We start from the raw sequence: 26,308 nt of genomic DNA on the forward strand, positions 1-26,308 counted from the left end.
ATATTGTCGCTCCGAAAACGACGTAAATTATGCGCAAAATGGAAGAATATCTAACTCGAATTGCCGTCTTAGAAAAAGAAAATGAAGAGCTGAAGCGGAGGAATGCGCGACTACAAGAAAAGTTGAATGCTGCACTCGACAGTAATGGACTGTGTTTGTGGGAGCAGCATATTCCTTCGGGTACTTTGACGATATTCAATATGCAGTGGGGCAAAATGCTAGGTTATCAGCCCCATGAGTTAACCGCGACGGTTGAAACATGGAAAAACAATCTCCACCCTGAAGATTACGATCTTGCGGTGGGTGCATTTGAAGATCACCTAGCAGGCAAGACCGACCTTTATGAGGTAGTGCATCGCATGATTCATAAAGACGGCAGTGATAGCTGGGTCTACGATCGAGGGCGCATCGTCGAGTATGGTTCTGATGGCGAACCACTACGGATGATGGGTACTCATATCGATATTACAAAAGAAAAGCGTTATGAGCAGCAACTGGCCAAGTTGGCTTCGAGTGATCCATTGACTGGATTGTTAAATAGAAAAGCAATTGAGGAAAACTTTAATCATCAACCTCAAACCGAACCGTCTCAGCAGTCTGCTTTAGTGTTTGTTGATATAGATAATTTTAAAGCAGTTAACGACCAGCTAGGCCATCATACTGGCGACACCCTCCTCATCAATATCGCCAATAGCTTAACAGAGCTTGCGTCAAGCAAGTCTCAAGTTGGACGCATAGGAGGCGATGAATTTGTTATCTTAAACTGGCATTCAAGTCGAGAGGAAATATCCCAACTTTGCAATCAACTCTTAGATTCAATCATTCCAGCGATAAATCAAGACTTACATAAAGTAACGATAGGAATGAGTATCGGTGTTTGTCTCTTTAACAAAGGAAAGCAACCGTTTAATGAAGTGTATCAAAAAGCCGATCACGCAATGTATGAGATAAAGAAAAATGGCAAAAATGGCGTTGCCTATATCCAGATATAATAAGTCTCTTGTTTTTTGAGATTAATATTTCTTTAATTTGACAATTTTCTCTATGGAATTGATAGCGTCTTATTTTTAATAAGTAATTTATATAGGAAACAAAAGAAATAACAAACAATTATGAGTGTTGCATACTACACGGTGTAATATTACTACTGTCTTTGTAACTACTTTTGTTGCATACAATATTATTTCTTATTATTTTTATAAAAAACACCAGTAAAAAGTAGTTAAACATTATAATTCATAAACTTATAAAAACCGAAATGCATGGTTGAATTTTAACCACCCCTTCTGCTAATATCTCGCCTCGTGTTTAAAAGTAATAAACACACACAAATATAAAACAAACTTTATAAAACATAATGCACACTTGATAATTACTGGTTCTATTTGGGTAGATCTCGGTATTTATTTTATTTAAAACATTATGAATTTGTAATTTCATTTAATATCAAAATATTAAGTAGGTATATAAATTGAAGAAGGTCATCCTCCCTCAATTGGGCTTTGTTGCGTCAAATTTACGCTTGCTAGCTCTTGGCTTTGTAACCCTCGTGTCAGCATATTCTTTTTCATCAGAGGTTTATGCTGAGCAAGTGGCTAGTGGTGAACAAAAAACATTAGTTGTACTCGTCAATTTCCAAGAAAACCCTCAAGAGATCCCGATCTCTAAAGAAGACGCCCATCATGTTGTTTTTAATACCGTTAGCGACTTCTATTCGCAAATGTCCCAGGGGCAACTTTGGCTATCTGGTGATGTTGCTGGAACATTCACCTTACCGATATCAAACCAAATTTGCGATGATGATGCTGTAGCAGCGGAAGCCAACAAAATGGCTGAAACTGCGGGATATCAACTATCAAACTATGACCGTTTTATCTACTTAACAACCAAAACTGGATGTGCATCAGAAGGCTCTGGTAGTCAAGGAGTAACTCCCTCTAGAGCGTCAATAAATGCGGTTTTCGAGCCTCGAGTTATCGCCCATGAATTAGGACATAATTTTGGATTGCATCACGCTTCCGCACTCGACTGTAAAGACGGTACGTTAGCTGGTGATTGCCGTGTCATAGAGTACGGTGATAGCTACGATACAATGGGTAACTACGATATGGGTTACTTTAGCGCCTTCCAATTGGAAAACTTAGGGTGGCAGACCTCCCCTGCTCAAATCATTTCTAGTGATGGTGTTTACTCTATTGATGCCTATGAAGACTTTGAAAGTACTTCATCAAAAGTTTTAAAAATCCCAAGAGGCACCGATCCAATTACAGGTCAGCGCCAATGGTTTTACGTTGAATATCGACAAGCTCTTGGCTACGACAGCTTTTTACGTGACCGTTCGTACATCGTATACCGCCAAGATGTGACAGAAGGTGTGGTTGTGCGCCTAGCGACAGACGGTGATCTTAAAAGTAGCCGCTTGCTACACATGAAGCCTGACTCCACTTTCAAACAATTATTTGGGAGTAATGACTGGGAAGACCCTGCTCTTCCAATTGGTGGAACGTTCACCGATCCAAAAACAGGCGTGTCGATTACTTTGGAAAGTGCTAATGGTCAAAACGCACAGGTCAGTGTCATATTTGGTGGTGAATCCGGGCAATGTATTGCGACATCGCCTCTACTCTCTCTAACCCCACTATCAGGTCCTGATGCAAATGCTGGAGAAACGTTAGCGTATAATCTTAAAGTGACGAACCAGAACAATACAGAATGTGCAGACGCGACCTATACAACGGCTTTAAGCCTTCCTGACGGATGGAATTATGACGCAAGTGCCTTGACGGTTCCTTCCGGCATGAGTGCAGAAACGACGGTCATGGTTACGTCAAACAGCGATGCTCAACCGAACTCTTACAGCATAACCGTTGACGTTATAGATGCTGAAAATGAACAATCAGCCAAAACCGAGCTATCTTACACAGTGTTATCTGAGTCAACGTCACCACTTGAGGCGGTGAATGATAGCGTAACGATCAGTGATAAATCCGTCGTTCGCATCGAGCAGTTAAATAATGACTCGTTTGAACAATCGACCTCTCTTGCTATTACGGTCGCTAAGCCAAACAAAGGCAGCGCCCGTGTACTGAGTGATGGCTCCATTGAATACACACCTTCGAAGAAGTTTAAGAATAATGATTCATTTACTTATACGATCAGTGACGGTCAATCTTCTTCAACCGCGACGATTAGCATCACCTTACAATCGACTTCTGGTGGGAATGGTGGTGGAAACGGTAAAGGGAAACCGAACTAAATCACGCAATTCAATATGAAAAAGCCTAGAGAATACTCCAGGCTTTTTATTCACAAGACGTCAATTAGTTGCTTGGTGCAGGACAAATATCACAGTCTGCAGAAGCTGTATTCGTCGCTTGAGTATTATCGATTTTCAAGAAACCAACCGCTGTCACAGTATCACGGAAAGATTGTGTTTCTGCATTGCTAAATGCCGTTGGGATATAACTACCAGTATAAGACTGACATTGATCCGAAGCGAGTTCGATATTATCCACTACTGTCACGTCATCAGAAGCATCCTCAGGCGTACCTGAGTCATCCACCACAGAAACATTCACTAAAGTAAGTCCAGGCGTTGTGTTACATACCATTCCCGAGAAACTCACTTCTGCAATGATACCGTTTTCAGTAAGTTTGAAGCCGCTTTCACATGATTTCGTTACACTAATCATTGGAGACAAGCTCAATGACTCACATGGATCACTTGCGGTATCAGTAATGGTCGCTTGGCCACCCGGAGTCGCAGCTGCTGTGACTTTCACCGTATTAGTTAGACCATTGCTTGTACTTTCAAAACTGCCGCTGTATGAAGCACTATCACCTGAAGCAATGGCACCTAAGCTATGTGTAGTACCTGCTTCTAAATCCTCTACAACAACATCGTAGAGCGTACCGACACCATCATTAATCACGTCGCCGCTGTATGAGTAAACGTAACCATCTTCTGTTTCATTCACGACCGCTTGATTACATGTTTTGGTGATATCAACACTACACAACTCAAAGTCACCAACAACAAAGTCTTTCAACTGAGCGGTAATACTGCTTGATGCTCTTGTTTCGGCTGCAAACGAGCTAAAACAGGTGTCTGTTTGTAGAAGTTCAGTAAGGTTTACACCACCTTCAAAGAAGGTTTCTGGAGGGAAGACATTTTCGACACCACTTTTTGGCGTATACGCCCATGGTGCAGGTGAGTCAGTTGTATTGGTTGAAGCACACACATCTTGCGCGCCTGGTGAACACAGTGCATTTGTCTTAACTTTCAAACGTAAGTTTGTCGCAGCACACTGACCAGCTTGTGGATCATTGTTAGCAGCTTTCGCACAAGTTGTGTCCCATTCAAGAACCAAAATTTCAGGGCCATCGTTTGCCCCTTGCAAATAATTCACCTGAATCAAAAGGTCGCCAGCAATATGTTGACCCGTGAATGTACCGTCTGGGTTTGTACTGACCGAGTCTTGATAAAACCAAAAACCTAAGAAGGCATCACCGCTGTTACCGAAACGGTCTGCACCAAAGGTGAGTACAAGGTCATTATTAATGTTGTATGCCGCTGCATACGCATGAAGAATGTCCCCTTTATCAAGTACCGTACCAGTCTTCCAACCAAGTTCCGGTATGTCTTTGATGTCTTTATTACCACCCGTAAAGATTGTATCCGGTGTTGCCGTGTCATTCTCAAAGCTAAATACTAATGCTCCACCACTGTTTGGCGGCGTTGACCAGTCATCTGGAGCACCTACTCCAGAGTCATCTATCGCATTAGCATTTGCTTCTAACTCAAACACGCCATCTGTTGGTGTTGCAAATGCAGAGCTACCTATTAGCAAGCTTGTAAATATTGCATAAAGAAAGCTCTTCATCGTATGCCAGATACCTGACTTACAAGAATTCATAACCTACTCCTTAGAACGCTTCTAAAGCTAGACGAAGGTCCCTATGTCATTAATTGCCTTTTAAGAAAAAGTGAAAGCGAGATACAACTTTCGTTTCGAGCTCGCATAGAGCATGCCACTACTTAAGGTTATGATTTTATTAAACTAAATATTTTCAACAGCGAAGAGAATGAACAGAGTGTTCAATTTTAAAGAAAGAGAAAGAAAACAAAAGAGACAAAAAAACCTAAGATAACAAAGATATATACGTGTTCTAGGATAATGTTACAGATTGACACTTTATTGTTTACACCTGTGACAGGTGCACAAAAACGACGGTATTGAAACTGTCCACTATGAATATGAAATAGACGCTTACTCACCTGCTCCAACTAATGTGAAGGTGATGTGTAACACCTGTTTGCATAGTGTTACATCCTTTACACATCTAATTGAATACTCATTTAACTAAAACATATTCAGTAGTTTAGCGAATAAGTTTTAGCTCAACCATTTATGAAAATATAAACAAACTGTTCACCCCTCTGTACAAAAATAAAAAATAACCAACAAATACAAAAGGTTAAATATGGAACACTCTATGCTAGTCAACCGACGCAGTTTAACTCTGTGAGAAAACTATCACGTATGTGGGCTCAAGGACGTAGCGAGCCCACTTACACAAGGAGGTTTTATGAAAACCATATTTAACTCTTGGTGGAGCAATAAGAGTTACCGTTGTTCCACTTTATGTAGCCAGAATATACTTACAGCGATCAATATCAGCAGCATGTTTAAGCTGTTTACTTGGGTCATAGCGGTTAGCTTAGTGCTGAGCTCTCAAATTGTTTACGCATCCGCTGGCGACCCTTCAAGCCGAGGCGTGCAACCAATATTTGTTGAAGGGAATAACACCTGTCAACAATTACTTCCAGGGATCGATGGTTTGATAGAATACAAGCTTGAGCCAGTTACAGACGGCACTTTCGGTGATGGCATGCTTGAAGTGGTTATTGATGAACAACCTGGGGCAAAAACCTTCAGTTGGGATCAAGGTGATAGCCCTGTGATTATGCAAGCTATCTTTGTTAAAGGTGGTCCTGACGGAAACCTATATAACTACTTCACAGATGGATTATTGTATCAAGATGATGCCTTGCTACATTCACCTGTAGGGAAAAATGGTAGATACTATGGCTTAAGTCATATTTCATTCTGTTACACACCAGGCGTACCAGACATTAAAATCACTAAAACTTGTACATTTGGTGATGTTGTCAATGGTAACACTTTGAAATACAACTATAAACTCACTGTAGAAAACACCGGTGACTTTGCATTGTATGATGTTGTGGCAACAGACACTACAGCCGTTGACAACGATATGGCAGCTGGTGACCATGTGTTCAATTTAGCGATGCTCGCCGTCGGACAAACGCAAGAGTTTAATGGTTCGTTTATTATTGACCAAAACGGTATCACTAACTACGCAGAAGTAAGCGCAGCACTTGAAACTGGTGGTGGTGTTGCGGTTTCGGACAACGCAGATTGGGAATGCCCAAGCCAAAACATCCCTGGTTCATTGTCTCTAGAGAAAGACTGTAGTGTTGTCGTCGTGAATCGATTTGAAGATACAGGTATTAATGAATACGGTCTTCAAGTCAATTACAGTGGTAGTGTATGTAATACCTCCAATGTCACCATTGACGGCATTGTCGTAATCGACAACAAAGACTCCAATCCAATCCAGGTTGGTATGCTTGCGCCTGCTGAGTGTTACGACTTTACTGGTAACTACGAGCCAATCCCAGGAGATGGTGAAGGCCTTCCATTACCGGGTGAAGAGGTCAGAGCGTTTACAGATACTGTGGATGCGAGTGGTGAAACTGTCTTCGGTAATGTTGTCGTAGAAGCGATAACAGCGTCTGCAGAATGTACGCTATGTCCAACTTGTCCAGAGCCTGTTAACTGCCCTGAATAAGGTCTACTTACAACTTAATAAAACAACGCCTGACGTTAACTCGTCAGGCGTTTTCTTTCGAACTATATCGTTCTATTTATTCTTACCTTTCCCATTGTTACCAGAGTTGCCAGAATCGCCACCAGATGAGGACTCTAACTTCACTGAGACCTGAGCGGTCGAGCTGCTTTGACCATCACCTATGGTATAGGTAAAGCTGTCGTTATTTTTGAATTTCTTCTCAGGTGTGTAACGCAGGGTGCCATCTGATAACAGCTCTAGTCGCCCCTTACTTGGTCTAGTAAAAGAAACCACGCTTGCAGAGTTTTGCTCTCCAACAACATCGTTTGCCATCACATCGATAGTCACCGACTGTTTCGAAGACATAGTCACCTGATCATCAACAGCAACGAGCTCTGGTGATGGCGAGATTTCAGTGGTTACAGAGTAATTTACGGATGCTGCGGTTTGCAAACTTGAGTCCTCGCCGTGCGTCACGATCATATTCAAAGCATAGTCTTTATCACTAGCGTCCACCGAAGATACGACTGATATCATTACTTGTCCGGTTTCACCTGCTGCTAGCGTGATTGCATTGCTGCTTGCTTTCCAACCAGTTGGCACTGACGCGTTTACAGAAAAACTGCTCGCAGAACAATCTGCACTATCTTTGTTGCTAATAGTGACCTGATATTGAACCTCATCGCCGGCTGCAACCGAGTTGTTTGTTGCAGCTTTCGCAGTCACTGATGGAGCATTAACAGTACAAGTCCCGATATTACCGTTTTCAGAGCCATCAAAGACAACGCTTACTTCGGCGATGCCGTTCGCTGCACTCACCAAACTCAATGTTACACCTGAGTCTGGGTCAGTATAGCTACTACCGACCGGCATAGATGGGTCAAACCAGTCATTTCGGCCAAAAACCGCACGATATTCAGAATCAGTTTTAAAGTGAAGCAGATTACTGCTGCGCCCATCGCCTTCTACAGCGCTTCGAATGATGATGCCATCCGTAACGTCCCCACGATAGAACGAGTAAGAACGAGCATCTAAAAAGTCGTCAAACCCAATAGACTGGCGGTATTCAATGTAAAACCATTTTTTTGCACCTGTAGAAGGATCAGTACCACGAGGTACTTTTATCGTAACTGGCTGATCACTAGTCGTCTCGTAATTCGCGATGGAGTAAGTACCATTTTGAGTAACTTCCAGTGTCTTTGAAGCGTGCTCTCCCTCTAGCCATCCTAGTCGCTCGCGCTGGAAAGTATTCAAATAGCCGATGTCTGGACCACCCATTACATCATAGGTATCACCGTATTCACGCAACGTACAGTTGTCTGAAAGCGTATGTTCGCCGCAATCAAGAGCACGAGAGTGATGCAAACCAAAGTTATGTCCAAGCTCATGAGCGATATTCATCGGAGAAAAATCACCATTGATGTGCGCGCGTGAAGGCATGCCATCAATAGTTGCCGATCCAGCGACACCACATGCCGTTTTTGTCATCAAGTAAACAATACGATCGTACTCTTCAAGCTTCACTCCCGCAGCGATGGCTTCTTGATCCGCTGCATCTTGAACAGCGGTAAAATCACAAACCTGATTAGACAACCGCAAATTAAACCAACCTACGACTTTCCCAGACAGCCACATTTGATCAAAAGAGCTTTCACGGTAGAAGTCATTCACTGTGCCAAAGATTAGATTATTTGCCTCTGACAAAGTTAATGGCTGCTCATTTGGGTTTTCTTTGAAGTTCAGCAGGATAACCAATGTATTTTGCTGTCCCGTCGTACTTCCTGCTGCACTGGCGTAATGGATGCTCTGTAAACAAGCGAATATTACTAATAAAAATGACAACCCTTTATTTAGGATTGTTCTATTTATTTTAATATTTTTTATCACTGCTTCACCTAATTTTAAATTAATAACTAGTTCACCTTCCCGCCAATATAAGCAGAAATGGTAGGGTAAAATGATATAAATTTTAGGCAATAAAATGCCCTAGCCTATAAAGCCAAATATATTCCTATATACATCAACATGGTTATAAAAGGATAACCACCAAAAATATAAGAACCGGAATCATAGCAAAGCAACCGGTCAAAATTCAACCAGAGCGATAAGTAATTTAGGTTAAGTTTGTGTAATAATAAATTTGTCCATTTTTGTCAGTTACTTAAAATAACCTTATGATTGTTTTATATGAACAAACTTTGTATTCAACAATGACTTTAATAAATCACTTGCACTACAGCCAATTTAAATCATTAAAAATCAAATAAGTAGAAATTGAACTAAAACAACCTCAATTTCATCGCATGAAATTATAACCTTTAAATTCATTAACTTAATAACGAGTCATTCGAATAATATACCTCAACAACTCTTGAGTAATATTATCCATCTTTAATTGTTAAATTTACGTTAAATTAAAGTGGTGAAAAGTTTTTTGCTCACCTAGTTTTATACTCGATTAAAAGACAGACTGAGTGATACAGTGCAATATCAACTAGAGACATATAGAGAAACAAGCAGGATATATGTGCAACTTTATTTTCAGTATTGAACTAAAATCACGTGACAATATGACGCTATAGATAGCAATTCGGGAAAACTAGTTAAAGAATGATTAACTGATAATTGAGGTTGGTATTTGTACAAAAATTAATTATTCAATAAAAAATGTGTATTAGAATAGTTTGACAATACCAGATAGTAAAAAACCGGCACTAGGCCGGTTTTTAGAAATAGTGGAGGCGCCTCCCGGAGTCGAACCGAGGTCCACGGATTTGCAATCCGCTGCATAGCCACTCTGCCAAGGCGCCTTTCTGATTTTGTATCTCTGTCACCAAAGATTTTGATGGTGCCCCGGGCCGGACTTGAACCGGCACAGCGCGAACGCCGAGGGATTTTAAATCCCTTGTGTCTACCAATTCCACCACCAGGGCAACGCAATCATGCGATGGGTTAGACACCATCTGTCTCAGCGGCCTTTGCCGTGAGAACTAGGCGTACTTTAACGGATTAATTTATCTGGTCAACAAAAAATTAGTCTTTTTTATTCAAATGGTTAAAAAGCCAACTCAAACGAACAAAGGGCGATCATTTTGCTCACAAGAACATCAGCTTGTTTTGCTCTCGTTTACTTTGCTTCATCACTTCATATCAACGAGGAATCGACAAGTCGCACAAATTGACAGTATGGGTATAAACTTAACTCGTACCGCAGGGGATAAATAAGCGCTCATCATGTTTCGAAAGTCATCATTTCAATTACCGCTACACACTGATTCCGAACTCGACTTCGTAGTACCCCACTTCTTACTTACTGAATTTGATTATGCACGCTCTCTGGAACAGGGGATCGTCCATGACTTGGGTCCTGAATATACACACCAATATCGCGTCACACTGAGGCGCATACGCTCACTATGCGTACTACTTCGCGAACTGATACCTCATTTTGAACAGCGTATTTTGAAACCTCATTTAAAAATAATGATGAAGAAAACAAATAAGCTGCGTGATTTGGACGTATTTATCTTGGACAAAAGCCAATACATTGAAATGCTCCCAAACCATAAATCCTCTCTTGAGCCGCTTTTTGGCTTTATAGAATCCGAACGTGCTTACGAACAGGCAAAAGTTGCGCGTTGGCTAGCGACACAAGAATACACTATGCACTGCACTTTGGTCAGGAATAGTCTGCTGCGAAGTACACAACACGAACGAGTGGATAACAACGTACCTGCGTTACTCTTCGCAAGCCCAAAAGTCTCCGAACAATTTAAAAAGGTCGACAAAGCACGGCGCAAGATTTCGGACAAAAGTCGTGACAGCGTGATCCACTCAATGAGGATAAAGTGCAAAGCGCTGCGTTATTTGCTAGAAGGGTTTTCCGCACTCTACCCTTCCCCACAGCACAAAAACAACGTGAAACAATTAAAACTATTGCAAGACAAGCTCGGTGATTTTAACGACATTTCAAGTCAAATTGAATTTTTCACACAGATCAAAGAGGCAGTAAACCTAAATAAAAAAGATCGTAAGACCTTGAAAAAGCTGCTTAACGTGCTTAGTGAACATCACGATATCTCGCGCCAGACCATCTTAACGCACTTAGACCAATTTGAGGCTTTCATCCACGATACCAACACACAAAGTCTCTACCAGCACTAACCTAGGTTCACGTATTTTTAATATTCATTAATTACAGTCAGTCGTTAGGCTCCATAAAGAAAGATAACGTGAAACCATTAAAACGATACCAATATGAGCGCTATGCCGTACTCTGTAATCTCGCCTATCCTCGCGTCTTCAGACAAACTCAATACGGATTCGATCCTAATGGGCAACGAGTCATTAGAAATGAACACGGTAAGATTATGATTCGCGTGCTCTGGAGTAAAAAACAGAGTGAAGTGGTCGTAGTAATTAAAGGCTCACACAGTATCAGTGATTGGTTGTTAAACTTCGCGATGTGGACGAGAAGCTGTCGACGGTTGGGACTGAATTACCGCATTCACGCGGGTTTCTATCATCTTCTGTTTCAAGAAAGTTTACCGAGCCGAAATGAAGATCGGTTGGGGTTGACCGTGATCGAGCGCCTCGAAGGTATCGTTGTACCGCTCATTCTTAGGGGAAAAAGAATCACCATTACTGGTCACTCTTCAGGTGGCGCGATTGGCAGTGTTTTTGCCGACTATATTGAGAAAAAATACCCAAAGAGCATTAAACGCGTCGTGACTTTCGGTCAGCCCGCAGTTGGAGATTGGACCTTTAAAAAACGCTACCGTTTGGGGCACAAAACTTACCGGATTTGTTGCGACATCGACATCGTGACATTCATGCCGCCAGTGCCTTTTCTCTATTGGCATGTAGGCAAAATGCTATGGTTGTATAACGGGAAAATATACGAGAATACGCCAACGTTCATTCGACTTGGACGTTCTCTATTTAGTTGGTTGATGCGACCATTCTCTTATCACTTTATGAGTAAATACATCCGCGATAAAGACTTCTTTGACGAACGCTGAGCTAAGTACCCTAAAACTATGATGTACAGGCACTAAAAAGCCGGACTTAGCCGGCTTTACGTTTTTGTGGTGAATTACAGAGAGGCAATTTCTTTTTCAAGTTGATATTTGCTATCTGTGACTATGCGCTCTAACACTTCAACGCGTCGCTTCAAGTCACCAATTTGCTTGTTAAGGTTATCTTGTTCTTCTTGGCTCATTGTATTACGTTCAGATATCTCCAAGGCTCTTACTTCTTTACGATGATTCAAGATTAACTTAATTATCCCGCCCCCAAATATGGCACCGAACACAATAGCCACAACCAATACATCAGCAATAGATTCCATTCTTCATCTTCCTCTAGATAATGCTCAAATATAAGTTACTCATTTGTTATATGAATATCAAATAACGTATTGATTCACTGCAAAGTTTCATCAAAATTTGCCTGTTCTGTATCAAAATCACAAGAATGGATTACTCAACGCTAACCCAAACCGAGACAGATCCACCATTTACAGGGAACTCAGCCCACCCGTTCGCATCTGTCCAAATGTCTTCAGTTCGGATGCCCAACTTGTCGACATAGCGTGTACTTGGCTTGCCCGTAAACATCCACTTCGAGCCACCTGGTCCATCACTCATGATCACTGCCATTGAATGTGGATGTTCTGCATCGCCCTCGCGAGTCCAGCCAATTACATCCCAATGGTCGAGATAAGAATGTTGTTTGCCATACGAATAGTCTTTACGCAGTGTTACGAGCTCTTCGATGTAAGGCACTTTGACCATATTGATGTCATGCCCTTTATCACTGTACTGCGCGCCGTAGTAATCTGCATAAAACACGGATGGATAACCTTCTTCACGCAATAAGATAAACGCGTAAGCGAGCGGCTTAAACCACCAATCAACCGTCGACTCCAACGCCTGCAAAGGTTGAGTATCATGGTTTTCTACTAAGGTTACCGCTTTGACTGGATTGTCCTTCATCAGCGTACCATCCATGATTTGACGCATATCGTAGCTACCACCCGATTTAGACGCATTGTAGAAGTTCATATGTAACGGTGCGTCGAATAGAGACATGCTGCCAGAAGTTTTGGTGATAAAGTTATGCAGCTGATTCACATCGTAGTTCCAGTACTCTCCGACCGTGAATAGTTCTTTCCCTGTTTTCCAACGTAGGTGATCAATCCATTCTTGAAGATATTGGTATTTGATGTGCTTCACCGCATCCATTCTAAAGCCATCAACACCAGTCATGTTGATGTACCACTCACCCCAATCTTTCAGTTCTTGTTTAACTTCAGGATGATCCATGTCTAAGTCAGCATACATAAGGTAGTCGTAATTCCCCTTTTCAGAACTGACTTCCCAATCCCATGCCTTACCTTCACCTTTGAATTTAAAAATGGCTTTTTCTTTACCTGCATCGTCCCAGTCCACGCCATCAAAATGGTACCAAGTCCAATGGAAGTTAGAGTACTTGTCGTTGCGTCCAGGGAAATCAAACTCCACCCAAGCTTCAATCCATTTATCACCAAGTTCAATGTTGCGGTTGTTCCAATCTACCCGCTTAGTATCAACCCAAGATTTCCCATCTGCACCACCACGGTGGTTAAACACCACGTCACCATAAACCTGGATATTGTTATTGTGAGCGGCGTTGATAGCGCTAAGATACTGATCTTTCGTGCCGTATTTGGTGCGCACTGATCCTTTTTGATCAAACTCCCCCAAGTCGTACATGTCATAAACGCCGTAGCCGACATCATTACTGCCACCCGCTCCTTTGTATGCAGGTGGTAGCCAGAGCACTGTGAATCCGTTTTCTGCTAGCGTTGGAGCGTTATTTTCCACTTGAGTCCACAGTGTGCCATCGTTAGGCACATACCAATGGAAATACTGCATCATTGTGCCATTCTCAGCAGCCAATGCAGATGAACTTAGCAACAAGGTTAAAGGTAAAATAGTGCGTTTTAATTTAAATGTTTTCATTATTTTTCTCTCACGTTAAGGACTAAAATCCTCCTTTCTGCTCATACACACCAAGCATTGCCAACGGTCACGCTAGCCAAGTTGCTGCCTGTGATACAAAAAGTTCGGATTACAATCGAAGAGAAATTAGCACCAATCACCCTATACAATTATTGAGTTATTTAACATTTATAAAATCAATGACTAGTGCATTGAAAATATTGAATGGTGATCAAAACATGGGAGGAATTTAGAGAAGCGTGGACAAGTATAGAATGATGGATTTAAAACGAAGAAAGCCAGTCATTTAAGACTGGCTTTCGAAATAGTGGAGGCGCCTCCCGGAGTCGAACCGAGGTCCACGGATTTGCAATCCGCTGCATAGCCACTCTGCCAAGGCGCCTTTCTGATTTTGTATCTCTGTCACCAAAGATTTTGATGGTGCCCCGGGCCGGACTTGAAGCGGCACAGCGCGAACGCCGAGGGATTTTAAATCCCTTGTGTCTACCAATTCCACCACCAGGGCAACGCAATCATGCGATGGGTTAGACACCATCTGTCTCAGCGACCTTTGCCGTGAGAACGAGGCGTACTTTAACGGATTAATTTATCTGGTCAACAATAAATTTTATCTTTTTGATTTAAGTGCTTAAAAAGCGATCCAGACGGTACAATTGGCATTCAATTAGGCCAAGAAACACTCGTTAGCTTTCATCAACTCTAAGTCACACACATGTTGATGCCCGTAACGGCTTAGCTTGTAAACGCCTGACTAACGCGGATCGTAGTCACCACTCTCTTCAGCTCTGTAACATCTGTAACAATTGGAGCCCCTACTCTTGGCACTGTTTCACACGAAATATCATATTTTGTTACCGATAACTTTGCATCGAATGTGGTCGTACCTTTATAAAATCATTGACATTTTTTATTTTCAAAAAAAGCTCAATTCATTATCGAAAATATCAATAAATAATGATAGCTTACACTCGTTGCAGTAATTTAATGGACATATATCACATATAAGGACGTGGTTTACTTTGGCGACACACCATAAGAAAAACAAGGTATATCACTAATGTCTATCAAGAATCTTTCTATAGCGAAAAAGATATCGCTATCGTTTTTACTCATTGCCATCGTCAACATTGCGTTTGGCGTGTTTTTATCTACAGAGCTCAAAAGCATTAAATCTGAGCTTTTAAACTATACCGATGATACGCTTCCTGCTATGGAAAGAGTAGATTCGATCCGAGATCACTTGTCTCGTTGGCGCCGTGCTCAGTTTGCGACATACACTTATGAAGACGCAGACCAAATCAGAAACAAAATTGCCAGCAACATTCGCGAACGTGAAAAGATCAGCAAAGAGCTCGATTCTTACGGTGAAACGATTTGGCCTGGCGAAGAGCAACAAACTTACCAGCGCCTTATGCGTCAGTGGAAAAAGTACTTGGTCACTATGGATCAGTACAACGAAGCGATGCTAGCCAACGACAAAAGCAAGGCCCACCCTATTTTGGCGAACTCTTTACCTGCTTTCGAAGCGGTTGACTCTGAGCTCGGTGAACTGATCCGTCTACTTAAAAATGCTATGGACAGTAACAAAACTCATATTCTTTCTTCTGTAAATGGATTGAGTAACTCGTCAATTGCAAGCAACGTGATTATTCTGCTTATCATGGTAGGCATGACGTACGTGCTGACACGCCTTATTTGTGGCCCACTAAAACTTGTTGTCGAGCAAGCAAATGCCATCGCAACAGGTGACCTATCAAACGACATCGATCGTAAAGCCATCGGCAATGACGAGCTAGGTGAGCTGGCAGATGCGACCACTAAGATGCAAGATGACTTGCGCCAAGTTATCGACAACGTGATTGCTGCGGTCACACAGTTAAGCAGTGCAGTAGAAGAGATGAATCAAATCTCTGATATTTCTGCGTCTGGTATGAAAGATCAACAACTGCAAATCACACACATTGCTACGGCAATGACAGAAATGAAAGCAGCAGTAGCCGATGTTGCACGTAATACTGAAGATTCAGCGAACCAAGCTAACGAAGCAAACCGTCGTACACAACACGGTGTTCGTGAAACGCAAGGCATGGTTGACGCGATTCATGAAGTTTCAAACGTAATTGGTGCTGCGGGCGATACTGTGGCAGAGCTTGAACAGCAATCGAATAAAATTAATGTTATTGTTGATGTTATCCGTGACATTGCCGATCAAACCAACCTACTTGCTCTTAATGCAGCCATTGAAGCTGCGCGTGCTGGTGAGTCTGGTCGCGGTTTTGCCGTGGTTGCGGACGAGGTTCGAACGCTTGCAGGCCGTACGCAAGATTCAACTAGCGAAATTACGTCGATCATTGAACAGCTACAATCGCTTGCAAAAGACGCGAAATCTGCGACAGAACTTTCTAGAACCAGTATCTCAGAATGTGCAGAGCAAGGCATTCAATCAAAACAGCTGATGAGCGACATTGAACACTCGATTTCTGATATCTCAGACATGGGCACCCAAATCGCCACGGCTTGTAACCAGCAAGACTCTGTTGCAGAAGAGCTTAACCGCAGCATTGAAAACATACACTTGGCATCTCAAGAAGTATCACAGGGCTCAGAGCAAACCGCACAGGCTTGTCGTGAGCTAAGCCAGCTGTCAATTTCTCTTAAAGATGTAATGAGCCGCTTTAAACTGAGTTAAACTCAGTGGATACCTTAGTTGATATTGAATCAACCTCGATTTGCACAAATTGAGTGCAATCACTGAGGTATATTGAATCATGATCTTCAAAAACGCTCCAAAGCACTACTTGGAGCGTTTTACTTCGTCAGGTACTTTCCCCAAGTACTCAATAACATAACCAATACAAAAAACGCGTACGGAGACTTTATGCGCTTAAATAAAACCTTACTATCTCTGACTATCGCTGCTGCAACCGTTGCTCCTGCGATGCAAGCTACTGCTGCCCCTCTTCAAATTAGCAACACTGTAGTAAAAGCAGAGCAAGTTCAAGGCGCTAACGCTTGGCTGGAAATAAACTTAGGTCAGTTCCGCGATAATATTGAGCAGTTTAAATCGCACATGGATGGCAAAACGAAAATCTGCGCCGTAATGAAAGCCGACGCATACGGTAATGGCATCGCGGGCCTGATGCCAACCATTATCGAACAACAAATTCCTTGCGTTGCCGTTGCAAGTAACGCCGAAGCACAGACCGTTCGCGACAGTGGTTTTAAAGGTCAACTTATGCGTGTACGTTCGGCGGATATTGGCGAGATCGAAGCCGCAATCGACCTAAATATCGAAGAACTGATTGGCACTGCAGAGCAAGCCAAAGCACTGTCTAAGCTAGCAGATAAAGCGGATAAAGAAATCAAAGTTCACCTTGCTCTTAACGACGGTGGTATGGGACGAAATGGCGTTGATATGACAACAAAAGCGGGCAAGCAAGAAGCGCTAGAAATCGCTCAACAAGCTGGCGTTAATATTGTTGGCATCATGACTCATTTCCCTAACTACAATGCAGACGAAGTTCGTCAAAAGTTATCTTCGTTCAAAGACAGCTCTGCATGGCTGATTAAAGAAGCGGGCCTAAAACGCGAAGATATTTTGCTGCACGTGGCCAACTCTTACACTGCACTTAATGTTCCTGAAGCACAGCTTGATATGGTTCGTCCTGGTGGCGTTTTATACGGTGATCTGCCAACCAACCCTGAGTACCCTTCTATCGTGTCTTTCAAAACACGCGTGGCATCCGTTCACCATCTGCCAAAAAATAGCACTGTCGGTTACGACAGCAGCTACAAAACGAGCAAAGAAAGCCTAATGGCGAACATTCCTGTTGGTTACTCTGATGGCTACCCACGAAAAATGGGCAATACGGCAGAAGTACTGATCAATGGCCAACGAGCAAAAGTGGCAGGTGTTGCTTCAATGAACACCACTATGGTTGATATTACAGGTATCAAAGATGTTGAGCCTGGTTCTGAAGTTGTACTGTTTGGCTCTCAGCAAGGCAAAACGATTTCGGCAGCAGAAATGGAAAAACATGCAGAGGTCATCTTCCCAGAACTATACACGGTTTGGGGTGCTGCGAACCCTCGTGTCTACGTAAAATAAACCTACTCAGTTATTCGTAACAGAGCGAAAAAGCGAGCCTGGTGCTCGCTTTCTTTCTTATTTACTAATCTGTACTAGCTCGTGATGTTATCAATTAAACAGAGCTTACTATTTCTGTTGTTTTACTCTCCTTTAGCACTACCAAGTGCGACTCTCTACACTCTGTTTCTTAAAGCCGCTTGGATGGCTCAATTTTATATAGCACTTAGTGTTTGAAAGCCCCTCTAATTGATGTTAAACATGAAGTTTACAAAAGAATAACAAACACACTCGTATGGCACTGCCCCTTTGCCTGCTAGCTAGGTATCTCTATGACAGAAAATACTCAACATCTTCTACGCTCCTCCGCTGAGTTGCACGAATTTAATCGGCTTGACGTCTGGAACGGATTCACCCAACTTTTACCCCTCTCTATGTTCGTGGTCATATTTGGCCTCGCTTTCGGTGTTGCTGCCGTACAGACTGGACTAGATGTATTTCCCACTATGTTGATGAGCACACTGGTCTTCGCCGGTGCTTCACAATTTGCCACGTTAGAAATGTGGGGAGCAGAAGTCCCTCTCATTCCAGTTCTTATTACTGTATTTGCTATTAATGCTCGTCACCTCTTGATGGGAGCCACACTTTATCCATGGTTACGACAACTCCCACCAACAAAACGTTACGGTGTAATGCTGGTAGCATCAGACGCAAACTGGGCAATGGCACTCAATGCATTTGGTAGAAAAGAACCAGGTTTTGGTTTGCTTGTTGGTGGCGGCTTAGCAATGTGGTCGTTTTGGATTGTTGGCACCTGGGTCGGCATTTATTTTGGTAGCGCAATCAAAGACCCGGTGGGCCTCGGGCTCGATATGGTTATGGGATGCTTCCTGCTCTCGATGGTTGTGGCAGGGCCGAAAGACTTAAGAATCTTTGCGATTTGGGCCACAGCAGCAGCCTCTTCTATGTTGGCGTACTGGTATTTACCAGAGAATAGCCACGTAGTAGTTGGCGCCATTACTGGCGGAGTCTTGGGTGCTTGTTGGAAAGAGAAAAAAGCATGAACATCGAAACGAGCGTAGGTGGCACACTGCTTATCATCATCGCTATGGCGTTAGTCACGCTCATAACCCGTTGGGGCGGAGTGTATGTTATGTCATTTATTCCAATTAGCGAGCGGGTTCAACGTTTCATTACTGCGATGTCAGGTTCCGTATTGGTTGCCCTTTTAGCCCCACTAGCGGTTGAGGGTGATTACGGTGCTAGAGCAGCACTTTTTTCTACTGCTGTCGTCATGTTCATCGTTAAAAAGCCTCTGCCCGCAATTGCAGCTGGCATCATCGCAGCCGCCGCGGTACGCGCTCTTTAACCGTTGTTTCAACGCCGATACCAGTCATCAATAAAAAGCCCCAAAACACGAAGCCCTGATGTCACGAGTGTCATCAGGGCTTATCTTATGCTCATTATTTTAACGATGATCAACGATATTAATCACGGAGAGATAGCACATTACGCACAGCAGTTACAATTGCGCTTGTATTTGTCCATTTTGCCAATACCAGGGTTAAAGGTGTTGGTTGGATCTAGCTCGTGGTAAAACTTCTGCAGCGAATTTTCAGCTTCGTACAAGTGACCCACATTATGTTCTGCTGGGTATTTAGCACCACGGCTATTGAGGTGTTCTAGCATCAGCTTTTTCATCAACTTCGTGTCGGTCCCTTTTTTGAAAATGTAATCTTGATGGAATACATAACACATAAAGTGGCCATAATAGAGCGCTTGAACAAGGTTCTTACTCACTTCTTCTGGTAAAGTTTCTAACCACTCTTCATCATTACGTCGCAAAGCGATATCAAGTGCAACGATGTCTTCTACGTCTTTTCGGTGAATCGTCTCGTAACGAATTGCTGCACCTGCTGCTGCAAAGCGATGTAAATAAGCTTTTTTACCCTCTTCCGGCGTACACTCGAAGAAATCACAGTCATCTTCAACAGCCCAAACTTCATTGAGGTATTTTTGCGCCTCAGCAATACCACTATCACTCATTTTTAATACCAGGTGATGCTCATACTTGTCGCGGAAATCCAGCATTCGTTCTGGTAAATGTTGTGGGAACAACTTACTCGCGTAGTACAAAATGGTGTCTGGCAGGTATTTACTAACAAACGGGACGCGCTCTAAGACATTTTCTACTTTAGCTTTAAGTGCAAACATTTTTGGCAGCTTATCTGTGCCTAGCAAGTCGATGGATAAAAAGACGTCTTTGCCGTACTTCTCTGCCATGTTGAAGATATCTCGATGCAAGTATTCTCCCATCTCAGGCAAGTTCTCAAACGTAGATAAGAAATCTTTTCGCAGCTTCGTCAGTTTCGCAGGATCATTGGTGCCAAGGTAAAAAACCTGCTCTTTTTCGGGTACTGGGTAGCTATCAACTCGAACGGCGAAAACACCCAATTTACCAGCGCAGCCACTGGCTTCAAATAAACGACGTTCATCGGCATTAAAGCGAGAAGGAATGTCAGAAGTCACGTCTCGAACACGTTCATCGTATTCTTTGTCTGATGCCATTCGCTCGTCATGAATGATCTTCGCTGGGTCAAAGTTTCCTTCTTGCAGGTTTGTCAGAATTTCTTCTGGCGTTTCACCTAAACCTTCAATACCAAGGTGATTAACCAGGTGTAACTGGCCTTGCTTATCGACCTGCGCATAAATCGCCAACTCCGTGTAAGCAGGACCACGCTTGACTAACGCACCGCCAGAGTTATTGGCGATACCCCCAACCACAGTGGCACCTAATGATGAAGAACCGATGATAGAGTGCGGCGCTCGGTTCACCGCCTTCAATTCTTTTTCCAATGAGTGCAAACTTGCACCAGGCAAGCATACTGCCTGCTTACCGCCATCTAATAAGTGAATCTTCTTGATTTTGGTAATATTGATCACGACCACATCACGGTCATAATCATTACCACTTGGAGCTGAGCCTTCTGTTAAACCTGTTTTGGCAGCCTGCATAATAATAATGCAGTTTGCTTCAACGCACTGTTTAATGATCTTCCATTGTTCTACAAGAGTATTAGGAAACACGATAGCAAGCGCAGTGCCACTACCTGAGCGAAAACCCGAGCGGTAGTATTTTGTTTTAACCTCGTCGGTTAGGACATTTTCTTCCCCAACGATAGTTTTAAATTCGTCAATCAGCTGCTTTTGTTTCATATCCGTATCTCTAGTTATTGTACTTCGCTCACATCACCGTTTAGTGACGGTAATGGGCGTTTGAGCCACTATAAGCAGTCCATTTCTCGGCGTCTATGTCAGGCAGGCGAGCAACACTTAACCAATAGACAACAAACAAAATAATTCTTTTATTTTTCTGTCACTTATCTTTCACATTCGGAAAATTTAACGCAAGAAACAGACCGTTTCTTAAAAGAAACAATAGCAAAACCATTTGTTAACAGTTGTGCGCAGCATCTTGTTATCAATATTAGTGATAAAACAAGGAGAAAGCTTAAGCTTCTAAATTTATAAGAATTATTAGAAATGAAGATGGAAACAATAACTCAACACCAACATAACGATTGGTGTTGAGTTATTGTCTTAAAATCGATGATTTTGACTTTGAAAGCTGGTGTATAGATGATCAATGAAGATCTTAATTTTTTCTGGCTGTTGACGAGTGTAAGGATACACTGCATAAATACCCAAACATTTGGCGGTTTCGTCTTTGAACAGTTGAATCAGGCGGCCTTGCTTTAAGTCTTCATAAACCAAGACACGTGGCACATAGATGATTCCCTGCCCCAACAGTGCGACGTTTCTCAATACCGAAGAGTTGTTGGTACAGAGGTTACCGTCGACTGTAATTTGATATACCTCGTCTCCATCTTTAAACGCCCACTCACGCGCTCCGGTTTCTTGGTAGGAATAGACTAAACAATTGTGTTTATCCAAGGCTTGAGGTTGCTTAGGAATGCCATGTTTAGCAAGGTATTGAGGTGACGCACAAACAATCCAATTGGCATCCACCAGCTTTCTTGCGATTAGGCTAGAATCTGGCAACACTCCCGTTCGAATGGCCAAATCAAAGCGTTTATTCACGATATCGACAAAACGATTATCTAGATCCATATCGATATTGATATCAGGATATTTCTGATTAAACTCATTGATCACTTTAGGAAGAATTAACTCACCAGAGATAGTGGGTACAGAAACTTTAATGTTTCCAGATAAATTCTTACCTAACCCCACAATGGATTCTTCTGCCGTTGCCACCGCTTGATAAACGGCTTTTGCATGAGTAAAGAACGCTCGCCCTGCCTCCGTCAACGTTAACGTTCGCGTTGTTCGGTAAAGAAGCTGTACACCAAGCTCTTGCTCAAGCTTCGCGATGCGTTTACTGACAACCGATTTGGTCAATGACATGTGTCTTGCTGCAGCACTGAATGAGCCTTGCTCGATCAGGTGATAGAAAATGATGTAATCGTCGGTATTTCTCATGCGTCTTCGTCAAATCCTTTGGAGACCGACATTGTAAACGGATATTGGTCAATCTGCGAAATATCGGGTCACACTTAACAACATAACTGGTGACAGAAACAAGGGTTATACCCACAGTTCAAGAAATTGAGATGGCGTAAATTTATCAATATTCAGATACAAAAAAACCAGCTTTCGCTGGTTTTAAGTTGATGCACTTGGCATCGAGATACCGCAATTGCCATATCTGAATAATTTGGAGCGACACACGAGGTTCGAACTCGTGACCTCAACCTTGGCAAGGTTGCGCTCTACCAACTGAGCTAGTGTCGCATTGATTCTCGAAAGCCATTCACTCTCAAAAGAATAATGGAGGCGCCTCCCGGAGTCGAACCGAGGTCCACGGATTTGCAATCCGCTGCATAACCACTCTGCCAAGGCGCCTTTTTTACTTCGCTTCAGGGCTCTTCCCCGTTGCGTTGGTGGCTACTTTACGGATTGAGAGAAGATAGTCAAACAAAAATCTTTCATTTTCTGTTTGTTTGATTTCTTTTAAGCCAATTAGACCAAAGTTCGATCTTATCGGCTTAAAACGAAGCAATATAAATCTAGCTTTCTGTACGTTTTACTCAATAGAATTTCAATGTCACTTAATAATTACCGACCCGTTTAAGCAACCTGCCCACAACATTAGGATGATAAGACCACGTGTGATCAAACATCGACATCAATGCTGGGTTTCCGTATTTAGATAGGCTGATCGCGTGAAAACGGTTTTTCTTCGCTTTAAGCGCATCCACTTTGGCAAGCAACTCGTCTTGTTGTTTTGGCGCGATAAAGTCGGAAATGACCACCATATCGGCATTTTTGTACTTATCACCGCTCATCAAGTCGATAGATTTGATCAAAGTTGGCTCTAAGTCTGTACCACCATGGAAGCTATAAGTTAAAAAGTCCGCCGCCTCGCGCAGACCATCTTGTTTGGTTAGCTCGTACGTAATGTGTTCCGTCGAAAAAATAATGACATAGCAATCACGTTGCTCCGCTAATGCAATTTGCATCAGCGCATAAGCCATGGCTTTGGCGCATTGTTCAGGAAACCCGCTCATTGAGCCGGACGCGTCCACACACACAATAAACGGTCCTTTTTCGATATCTACCGCTTTGTTGTCAGGTCGGTGAGCTTTAACTTTACGTAACGTGCGCGATTTGCCCTGTGTACGGTAGTTCATAAGTCGTTTATCGACTAAGTGTTTATAGAACACGACCTCGAGTTCAGGATACGCCAAAAACATCGTTTCGTTGGGAAGTAGCTTATTTAAATCATCGCTTTCGTGAATGCCGACAATATCATCTGTCGCTTCATCACTCTTCTCTTCGATCATTTGTAGCTCTTCAGTAGGCGCGCGGTTAAGTTCGGGATCATTCACTTGCCCCGCCATACGGCCAAGTTGCTCGGCTATTTCTTGCAAGCCTTGGTGCTTCTTCAGAAACTCCGCATGGCGTTTCATCACTGTTAAGTCAGTTTTGCTCAACTTGGCAGATGCCATATCCCATAAGCGCCCTACACTTTCAGCATCACCCGACTCCGTGACCTTATCCATATTACGCATGGTCTCCATACGCTGATACAGGTCATTCAGCACTTTCTCTTTATTGGCCTCAAGCTCGCTTACTTGCGCTTGCTTAATCGCATCGGCTAGACTTTGGTACCATTGATCACAGAAGTAATGTGGGAACATGGGATTATTCATCCCCTTGTTCTTCTCCATCATTCGGCGAGCCTGCATATAAAAAGCGGAGTGCCACTCAAGCTTTTTAATCACATCTTCGATGTTTTCGAAAAACGCCTCTTCATCCCAGTGAATGACTTCTTGATATAAAGACAGCTCTTGTTGGAAACGCTCTGTCTCACATACCTTGGTAATCCGTTTTTTAACACTGCCTCGCCACTTTAATAAGTGGCCTTTGACTGAAGATTTAACGCCTCGGTTTTCTGCCATCATCATGACTTGTGAACGCGCCATTAAATCATTAACTGCACTATCGATGATGCCAGAGTCGGCTACCATCAGCGCGAGGTTAAGTCCGTCTGCACCTAGCATGTCGTCTCCTTATGAGAAAAACTGATGTAAGTTTTTAAAGCGTTGGATAACTTTCTCGCTTTCAGCTTGGATAGACTCAAGTCTCTGACTGACCTGCTGCAGACTCGACTCCATTAGGCGTGGTAATTCAGGATCAACAAAGCTATGCGGAAGCGCATCATGGAAATTCGCTTTTACCTTGCGCATATGGTGCTCTGCTTCACTGAGTTGATTTACGGCTTTTTCACTCTGCGTTAACCACTTTTGGTAAAGCTCTACATCCAAACCCTCTTGAGTCACTAAGCTCACCAGAATGCCTCGGTTTGCGATATCACGAATAACTAGGTTATTTGCGGCATCAACATCAAATCGTAAACGACACATGTTGGTGTTTTGATTGACGTAGCCATACACATCACCGTGTCCTTCTTTGATGACTCGGTCTAGTTCATCTTTTGGCACGTAAACCCAGCGGCTATCGCCTTTCTCTGATTCCGAAACCGACATGTTGCTTTGCAAAATAACCAGTTTAACTAAGTTAACGGCTGCGCCAACTTTGTAGGTCTTAGCTTTAGAGGTATCAAAGCGCATGGTTTCTTTGCGCAGAATACCTGTTGCCGCTTCAGACGTTAACGTCATGCGGTAGGCATCTTCAAGCTCATGCTGAACATCGACCAAAGACTCGCGACAGTATTCAATTTCCTGTTCGGCGTCTTGTTGGTCAAATGCATGTTTTAGGGCGAACTCTTGTACCACTTCGCGTACCACGTCTCGCGATTCAGGGCTGTTCCATAAACAATCTTGCAGCAGCAGAAGATCAAGTGGGTTGATTTCATCGCGTCCATTAAAAAACGCGCTCGCTTTTAGCAATTTCACGGCTTTCTTCCAGCGACGGTCAGAGACATACATGTCGGTATTGGCGACATCGCCAAACTGAGCTTCGACCTTGCTTTCTAACATCGTTTTAAGCTGGAAAAGCTTCTCGAATGCATTATCGGTTAACGTCAGCTTGTCGAGCTGCTGTTGCCATTGATGATACTCTTCATCTGTTATTGCTAGCCCTTCTGGCACTTGTGCCTCTTGTGACGTGCCTACCGTCAACATCGACTTAAAGTTTTGTTTATTCTGAATTCGATTCACAAACACGCGCACCAACATGCGGTCATAGAGTGCATCCAAACCACTGTCTTCATCTGGCAGTTCATTGGACGCCGATACCAACAAACGCATTGGCACACGCTCAATATCGCTGCCATTTTTGAACGTTTTCTCATTGACCACTGTCAGCAATGTATTCAGAATGGCGGGGCCCGCCTTCCAGATTTCATCTAAAAATACGACTTGTGCGGTTGGCAAATACCCTTTAGTTAAGCGAACATAACGACCGTTATCTTTGAGTTCTTGAATACTCAGTGGCCCAAAAACTTCTTCAGGTGTTGAGAATCGAGTCATCAGGTATTCAAAGTAACTGCTATTATCGAACGCTTGGATAAGTCGCTTGGCAATTAAGCTTTTTGCAATGCCAGGTGGGCCTAAAAGAAAAACACTTTCACCAGCAAGTGCCGCAAGGAGGCAGAGCTTGATGGTATGTTCGCGTTCATAAACGCCATCCGTTAACGCTTTAGCCAACTTGTTGATGCGTTCTGAGAGAAGCGCTTTTTCGGCATTTGAGGCAAATAAGTTTTGTGTCATACGTTCTCCGGCTGCTGAACTGGTATTGCGTTAACATTTTTATACACTTGTTATAACTTTGTTACAAATGTATTTTGTTGAAT

Annotated in this window: 17 protein-coding genes and 6 tRNA genes; 9 read left to right on the top strand and 14 right to left on the bottom strand. The window is 42.8% G+C overall.

What is annotated here, in order from left to right:
* Positions 1-38: 38 nt before the first annotated feature.
* Complete coding sequence (locus NB463_RS09815; RefSeq protein ID WP_258430524.1) at positions 39-992, top strand: diguanylate cyclase domain-containing protein; 954 nt, start codon at positions 39-41, stop codon at positions 990-992.
* Between the two features lie 479 nt (positions 993-1,471).
* On the top strand, positions 1,472-3,256 hold the full coding sequence (locus NB463_RS09820; RefSeq protein ID WP_225461123.1) for an Ig-like domain-containing protein: 1,785 nt from the start codon (positions 1,472-1,474) through the stop codon (positions 3,254-3,256).
* A 64-nt stretch (positions 3,257-3,320) separates the two neighbouring features.
* Here NB463_RS09820 and NB463_RS09825 read toward each other — a convergent pair whose 3' ends face one another.
* Positions 3,321-4,916, bottom strand: a complete 1,596-nt coding sequence (locus tag NB463_RS09825; RefSeq protein WP_047009220.1) for a hypothetical protein — start codon at positions 4,914-4,916, stop codon at positions 3,321-3,323.
* 673 nt (positions 4,917-5,589) lie between these two features.
* On the opposite strand from NB463_RS09825, the gene NB463_RS09830 reads away from it, so the two are divergent.
* A complete protein-coding gene (locus NB463_RS09830) occupies positions 5,590-6,876 on the top strand; it encodes a DUF11 domain-containing protein (RefSeq protein WP_258430846.1) in 1,287 nt (428 codons plus the stop codon).
* Positions 6,877-6,948: 72 nt separating this feature from the next.
* Here the strand turns inward: NB463_RS09830 and NB463_RS09835 are convergent, their stop codons facing one another.
* The 3 genes from NB463_RS09835 to NB463_RS09845 form a co-directional block, all read right to left on the bottom strand.
* Positions 6,949-8,631, bottom strand: coding sequence for an Ig-like domain-containing protein (locus NB463_RS09835; protein ID WP_258430847.1), 1,683 nt, complete (start codon positions 8,629-8,631; stop codon positions 6,949-6,951).
* A gap of 981 nt (positions 8,632-9,612) precedes the next feature.
* Positions 9,613-9,686 (bottom strand) — tRNA-Cys (locus tag NB463_RS09840).
* A gap of 36 nt (positions 9,687-9,722) precedes the next feature.
* A tRNA-Leu gene (locus tag NB463_RS09845) sits at positions 9,723-9,809 on the bottom strand.
* 301 nt (positions 9,810-10,110) lie between these two features.
* On the opposite strand from NB463_RS09845, the gene NB463_RS09850 reads away from it, so the two are divergent.
* Both NB463_RS09850 and NB463_RS09855 read left to right on the top strand, forming a co-directional pair.
* Positions 10,111-11,040, top strand: a complete 930-nt coding sequence (locus NB463_RS09850) for a CHAD domain-containing protein (protein ID WP_258431722.1) — start codon at positions 10,111-10,113, stop codon at positions 11,038-11,040.
* Positions 11,041-11,108: 68 nt separating this feature from the next.
* Positions 11,109-11,897 (top strand): lipase family protein, encoded by a 789-nt coding sequence (locus NB463_RS09855; RefSeq protein WP_047009223.1) that lies wholly within the window; start codon positions 11,109-11,111, stop codon positions 11,895-11,897.
* A 74-nt stretch (positions 11,898-11,971) separates the two neighbouring features.
* Here NB463_RS09855 and NB463_RS09860 read toward each other — a convergent pair whose 3' ends face one another.
* From NB463_RS09860 to NB463_RS09875, 4 genes are all read right to left on the bottom strand, one after another.
* Positions 11,972-12,226 (bottom strand): hypothetical protein, encoded by a 255-nt coding sequence (locus NB463_RS09860; protein ID WP_012842214.1) that lies wholly within the window; start codon positions 12,224-12,226, stop codon positions 11,972-11,974.
* A 130-nt stretch (positions 12,227-12,356) separates the two neighbouring features.
* Complete coding sequence (amyS, locus tag NB463_RS09865; protein ID WP_258431721.1) at positions 12,357-13,880, bottom strand: alpha-amylase; 1,524 nt, start codon at positions 13,878-13,880, stop codon at positions 12,357-12,359.
* 308 nt (positions 13,881-14,188) lie between these two features.
* Positions 14,189-14,262, bottom strand: a tRNA-Cys gene (locus NB463_RS09870).
* A gap of 36 nt (positions 14,263-14,298) precedes the next feature.
* Positions 14,299-14,385 (bottom strand) — tRNA-Leu (locus NB463_RS09875).
* Positions 14,386-14,937: 552 nt separating this feature from the next.
* Here NB463_RS09875 and NB463_RS09880 point away from each other — a divergent pair.
* From NB463_RS09880 to NB463_RS09895, 4 genes are all read left to right on the top strand, one after another.
* Positions 14,938-16,569: a methyl-accepting chemotaxis protein gene (locus NB463_RS09880; protein WP_012842212.1), complete on the top strand. Its 1,632-nt coding sequence runs from the start codon at positions 14,938-14,940 to the stop codon at positions 16,567-16,569.
* Between the two features lie 189 nt (positions 16,570-16,758).
* Entirely contained in the window at positions 16,759-17,988 is a 1,230-nt protein-coding gene (alr, locus tag NB463_RS09885; RefSeq protein ID WP_258431720.1) for an alanine racemase, read from the top strand.
* 311 nt (positions 17,989-18,299) lie between these two features.
* Positions 18,300-19,031: an AzlC family ABC transporter permease gene (locus NB463_RS09890; RefSeq protein WP_258431719.1), complete on the top strand. Its 732-nt coding sequence runs from the start codon at positions 18,300-18,302 to the stop codon at positions 19,029-19,031.
* Positions 19,028-19,336 (top strand): AzlD family protein, encoded by a 309-nt coding sequence (locus tag NB463_RS09895; RefSeq protein WP_124007969.1) that lies wholly within the window; start codon positions 19,028-19,030, stop codon positions 19,334-19,336. The genes NB463_RS09890 and NB463_RS09895 overlap by 4 nt, the downstream gene beginning before the upstream one ends.
* Before the next feature lie 140 nt (positions 19,337-19,476).
* Here NB463_RS09895 and dld read toward each other — a convergent pair whose 3' ends face one another.
* From dld to NB463_RS09925, 6 genes are all read right to left on the bottom strand, one after another.
* Positions 19,477-21,183 carry a D-lactate dehydrogenase gene (gene dld / locus NB463_RS09900; protein ID WP_046875379.1) on the bottom strand — a complete coding sequence of 569 codons (1,707 nt, stop codon included), beginning with the start codon at positions 21,181-21,183 and terminating at the stop codon, positions 19,477-19,479.
* Between the two features lie 384 nt (positions 21,184-21,567).
* Positions 21,568-22,470 carry a LysR family transcriptional regulator gene (locus NB463_RS09905; protein ID WP_047009228.1) on the bottom strand — a complete coding sequence of 301 codons (903 nt, stop codon included), beginning with the start codon at positions 22,468-22,470 and terminating at the stop codon, positions 21,568-21,570.
* 236 nt (positions 22,471-22,706) lie between these two features.
* A tRNA-Gly gene (locus tag NB463_RS09910) sits at positions 22,707-22,782 on the bottom strand.
* Positions 22,783-22,819: 37 nt separating this feature from the next.
* A tRNA-Cys gene (locus NB463_RS09915) sits at positions 22,820-22,893 on the bottom strand.
* Between the two features lie 206 nt (positions 22,894-23,099).
* Complete coding sequence (gene viaA / locus NB463_RS09920; RefSeq protein WP_012842207.1) at positions 23,100-24,554, bottom strand: ATPase RavA stimulator ViaA; 1,455 nt, start codon at positions 24,552-24,554, stop codon at positions 23,100-23,102.
* 9 nt (positions 24,555-24,563) lie between these two features.
* Complete coding sequence (locus tag NB463_RS09925; RefSeq protein ID WP_258431717.1) at positions 24,564-26,225, bottom strand: ATPase RavA domain-containing protein; 1,662 nt, start codon at positions 26,223-26,225, stop codon at positions 24,564-24,566.
* Between the last annotated feature and the right edge of the window lie 83 nt (positions 26,226-26,308).

It is taken from the genome of Vibrio sp. RM-41-2B, assembly GCF_024744415.1.
Classification (GTDB): Bacteria; Pseudomonadota; Gammaproteobacteria; order Enterobacterales; family Vibrionaceae; genus Vibrio; species Vibrio diabolicus.

Bases quoted from the DNA above. Each gene is read 5' to 3' on its own strand.
- NB463_RS09890 (WP_258431719.1), top strand. From the start codon at position 18,300: ATGACAGAAAATACTCAACATCTTCTACGCTCCTCCGCTGAGTTGCAC.
- viaA (WP_012842207.1), bottom strand. From the start codon at position 24,554: ATGCTAGGTGCAGACGGACTTAACCTCGCGCTGATGGTAGCCGACTCT.
- NB463_RS09925 (WP_258431717.1), bottom strand. From the start codon at position 26,225: ATGACACAAAACTTATTTGCCTCAAATGCCGAAAAAGCGCTTCTCTCA.
- alr (WP_258431720.1), top strand. From the start codon at position 16,759: ATGCGCTTAAATAAAACCTTACTATCTCTGACTATCGCTGCTGCAACC.
- NB463_RS09825 (WP_047009220.1), bottom strand. From the start codon at position 4,916: ATGAATTCTTGTAAGTCAGGTATCTGGCATACGATGAAGAGCTTTCTT.
- dld (WP_046875379.1), bottom strand. From the start codon at position 21,183: ATGAAACAAAAGCAGCTGATTGACGAATTTAAAACTATCGTTGGGGAA.
- NB463_RS09830 (WP_258430846.1), top strand. From the start codon at position 5,590: ATGAAAACCATATTTAACTCTTGGTGGAGCAATAAGAGTTACCGTTGT.
- NB463_RS09905 (WP_047009228.1), bottom strand. From the start codon at position 22,470: ATGAGAAATACCGACGATTACATCATTTTCTATCACCTGATCGAGCAA.
- NB463_RS09815 (WP_258430524.1), top strand. From the start codon at position 39: ATGGAAGAATATCTAACTCGAATTGCCGTCTTAGAAAAAGAAAATGAA.
- NB463_RS09850 (WP_258431722.1), top strand. From the start codon at position 10,111: ATGTTTCGAAAGTCATCATTTCAATTACCGCTACACACTGATTCCGAA.
- NB463_RS09860 (WP_012842214.1), bottom strand. From the start codon at position 12,226: ATGGAATCTATTGCTGATGTATTGGTTGTGGCTATTGTGTTCGGTGCC.
- amyS (WP_258431721.1), bottom strand. From the start codon at position 13,880: ATGAAAACATTTAAATTAAAACGCACTATTTTACCTTTAACCTTGTTG.
- NB463_RS09880 (WP_012842212.1), top strand. From the start codon at position 14,938: ATGTCTATCAAGAATCTTTCTATAGCGAAAAAGATATCGCTATCGTTT.
- NB463_RS09895 (WP_124007969.1), top strand. From the start codon at position 19,028: ATGAACATCGAAACGAGCGTAGGTGGCACACTGCTTATCATCATCGCT.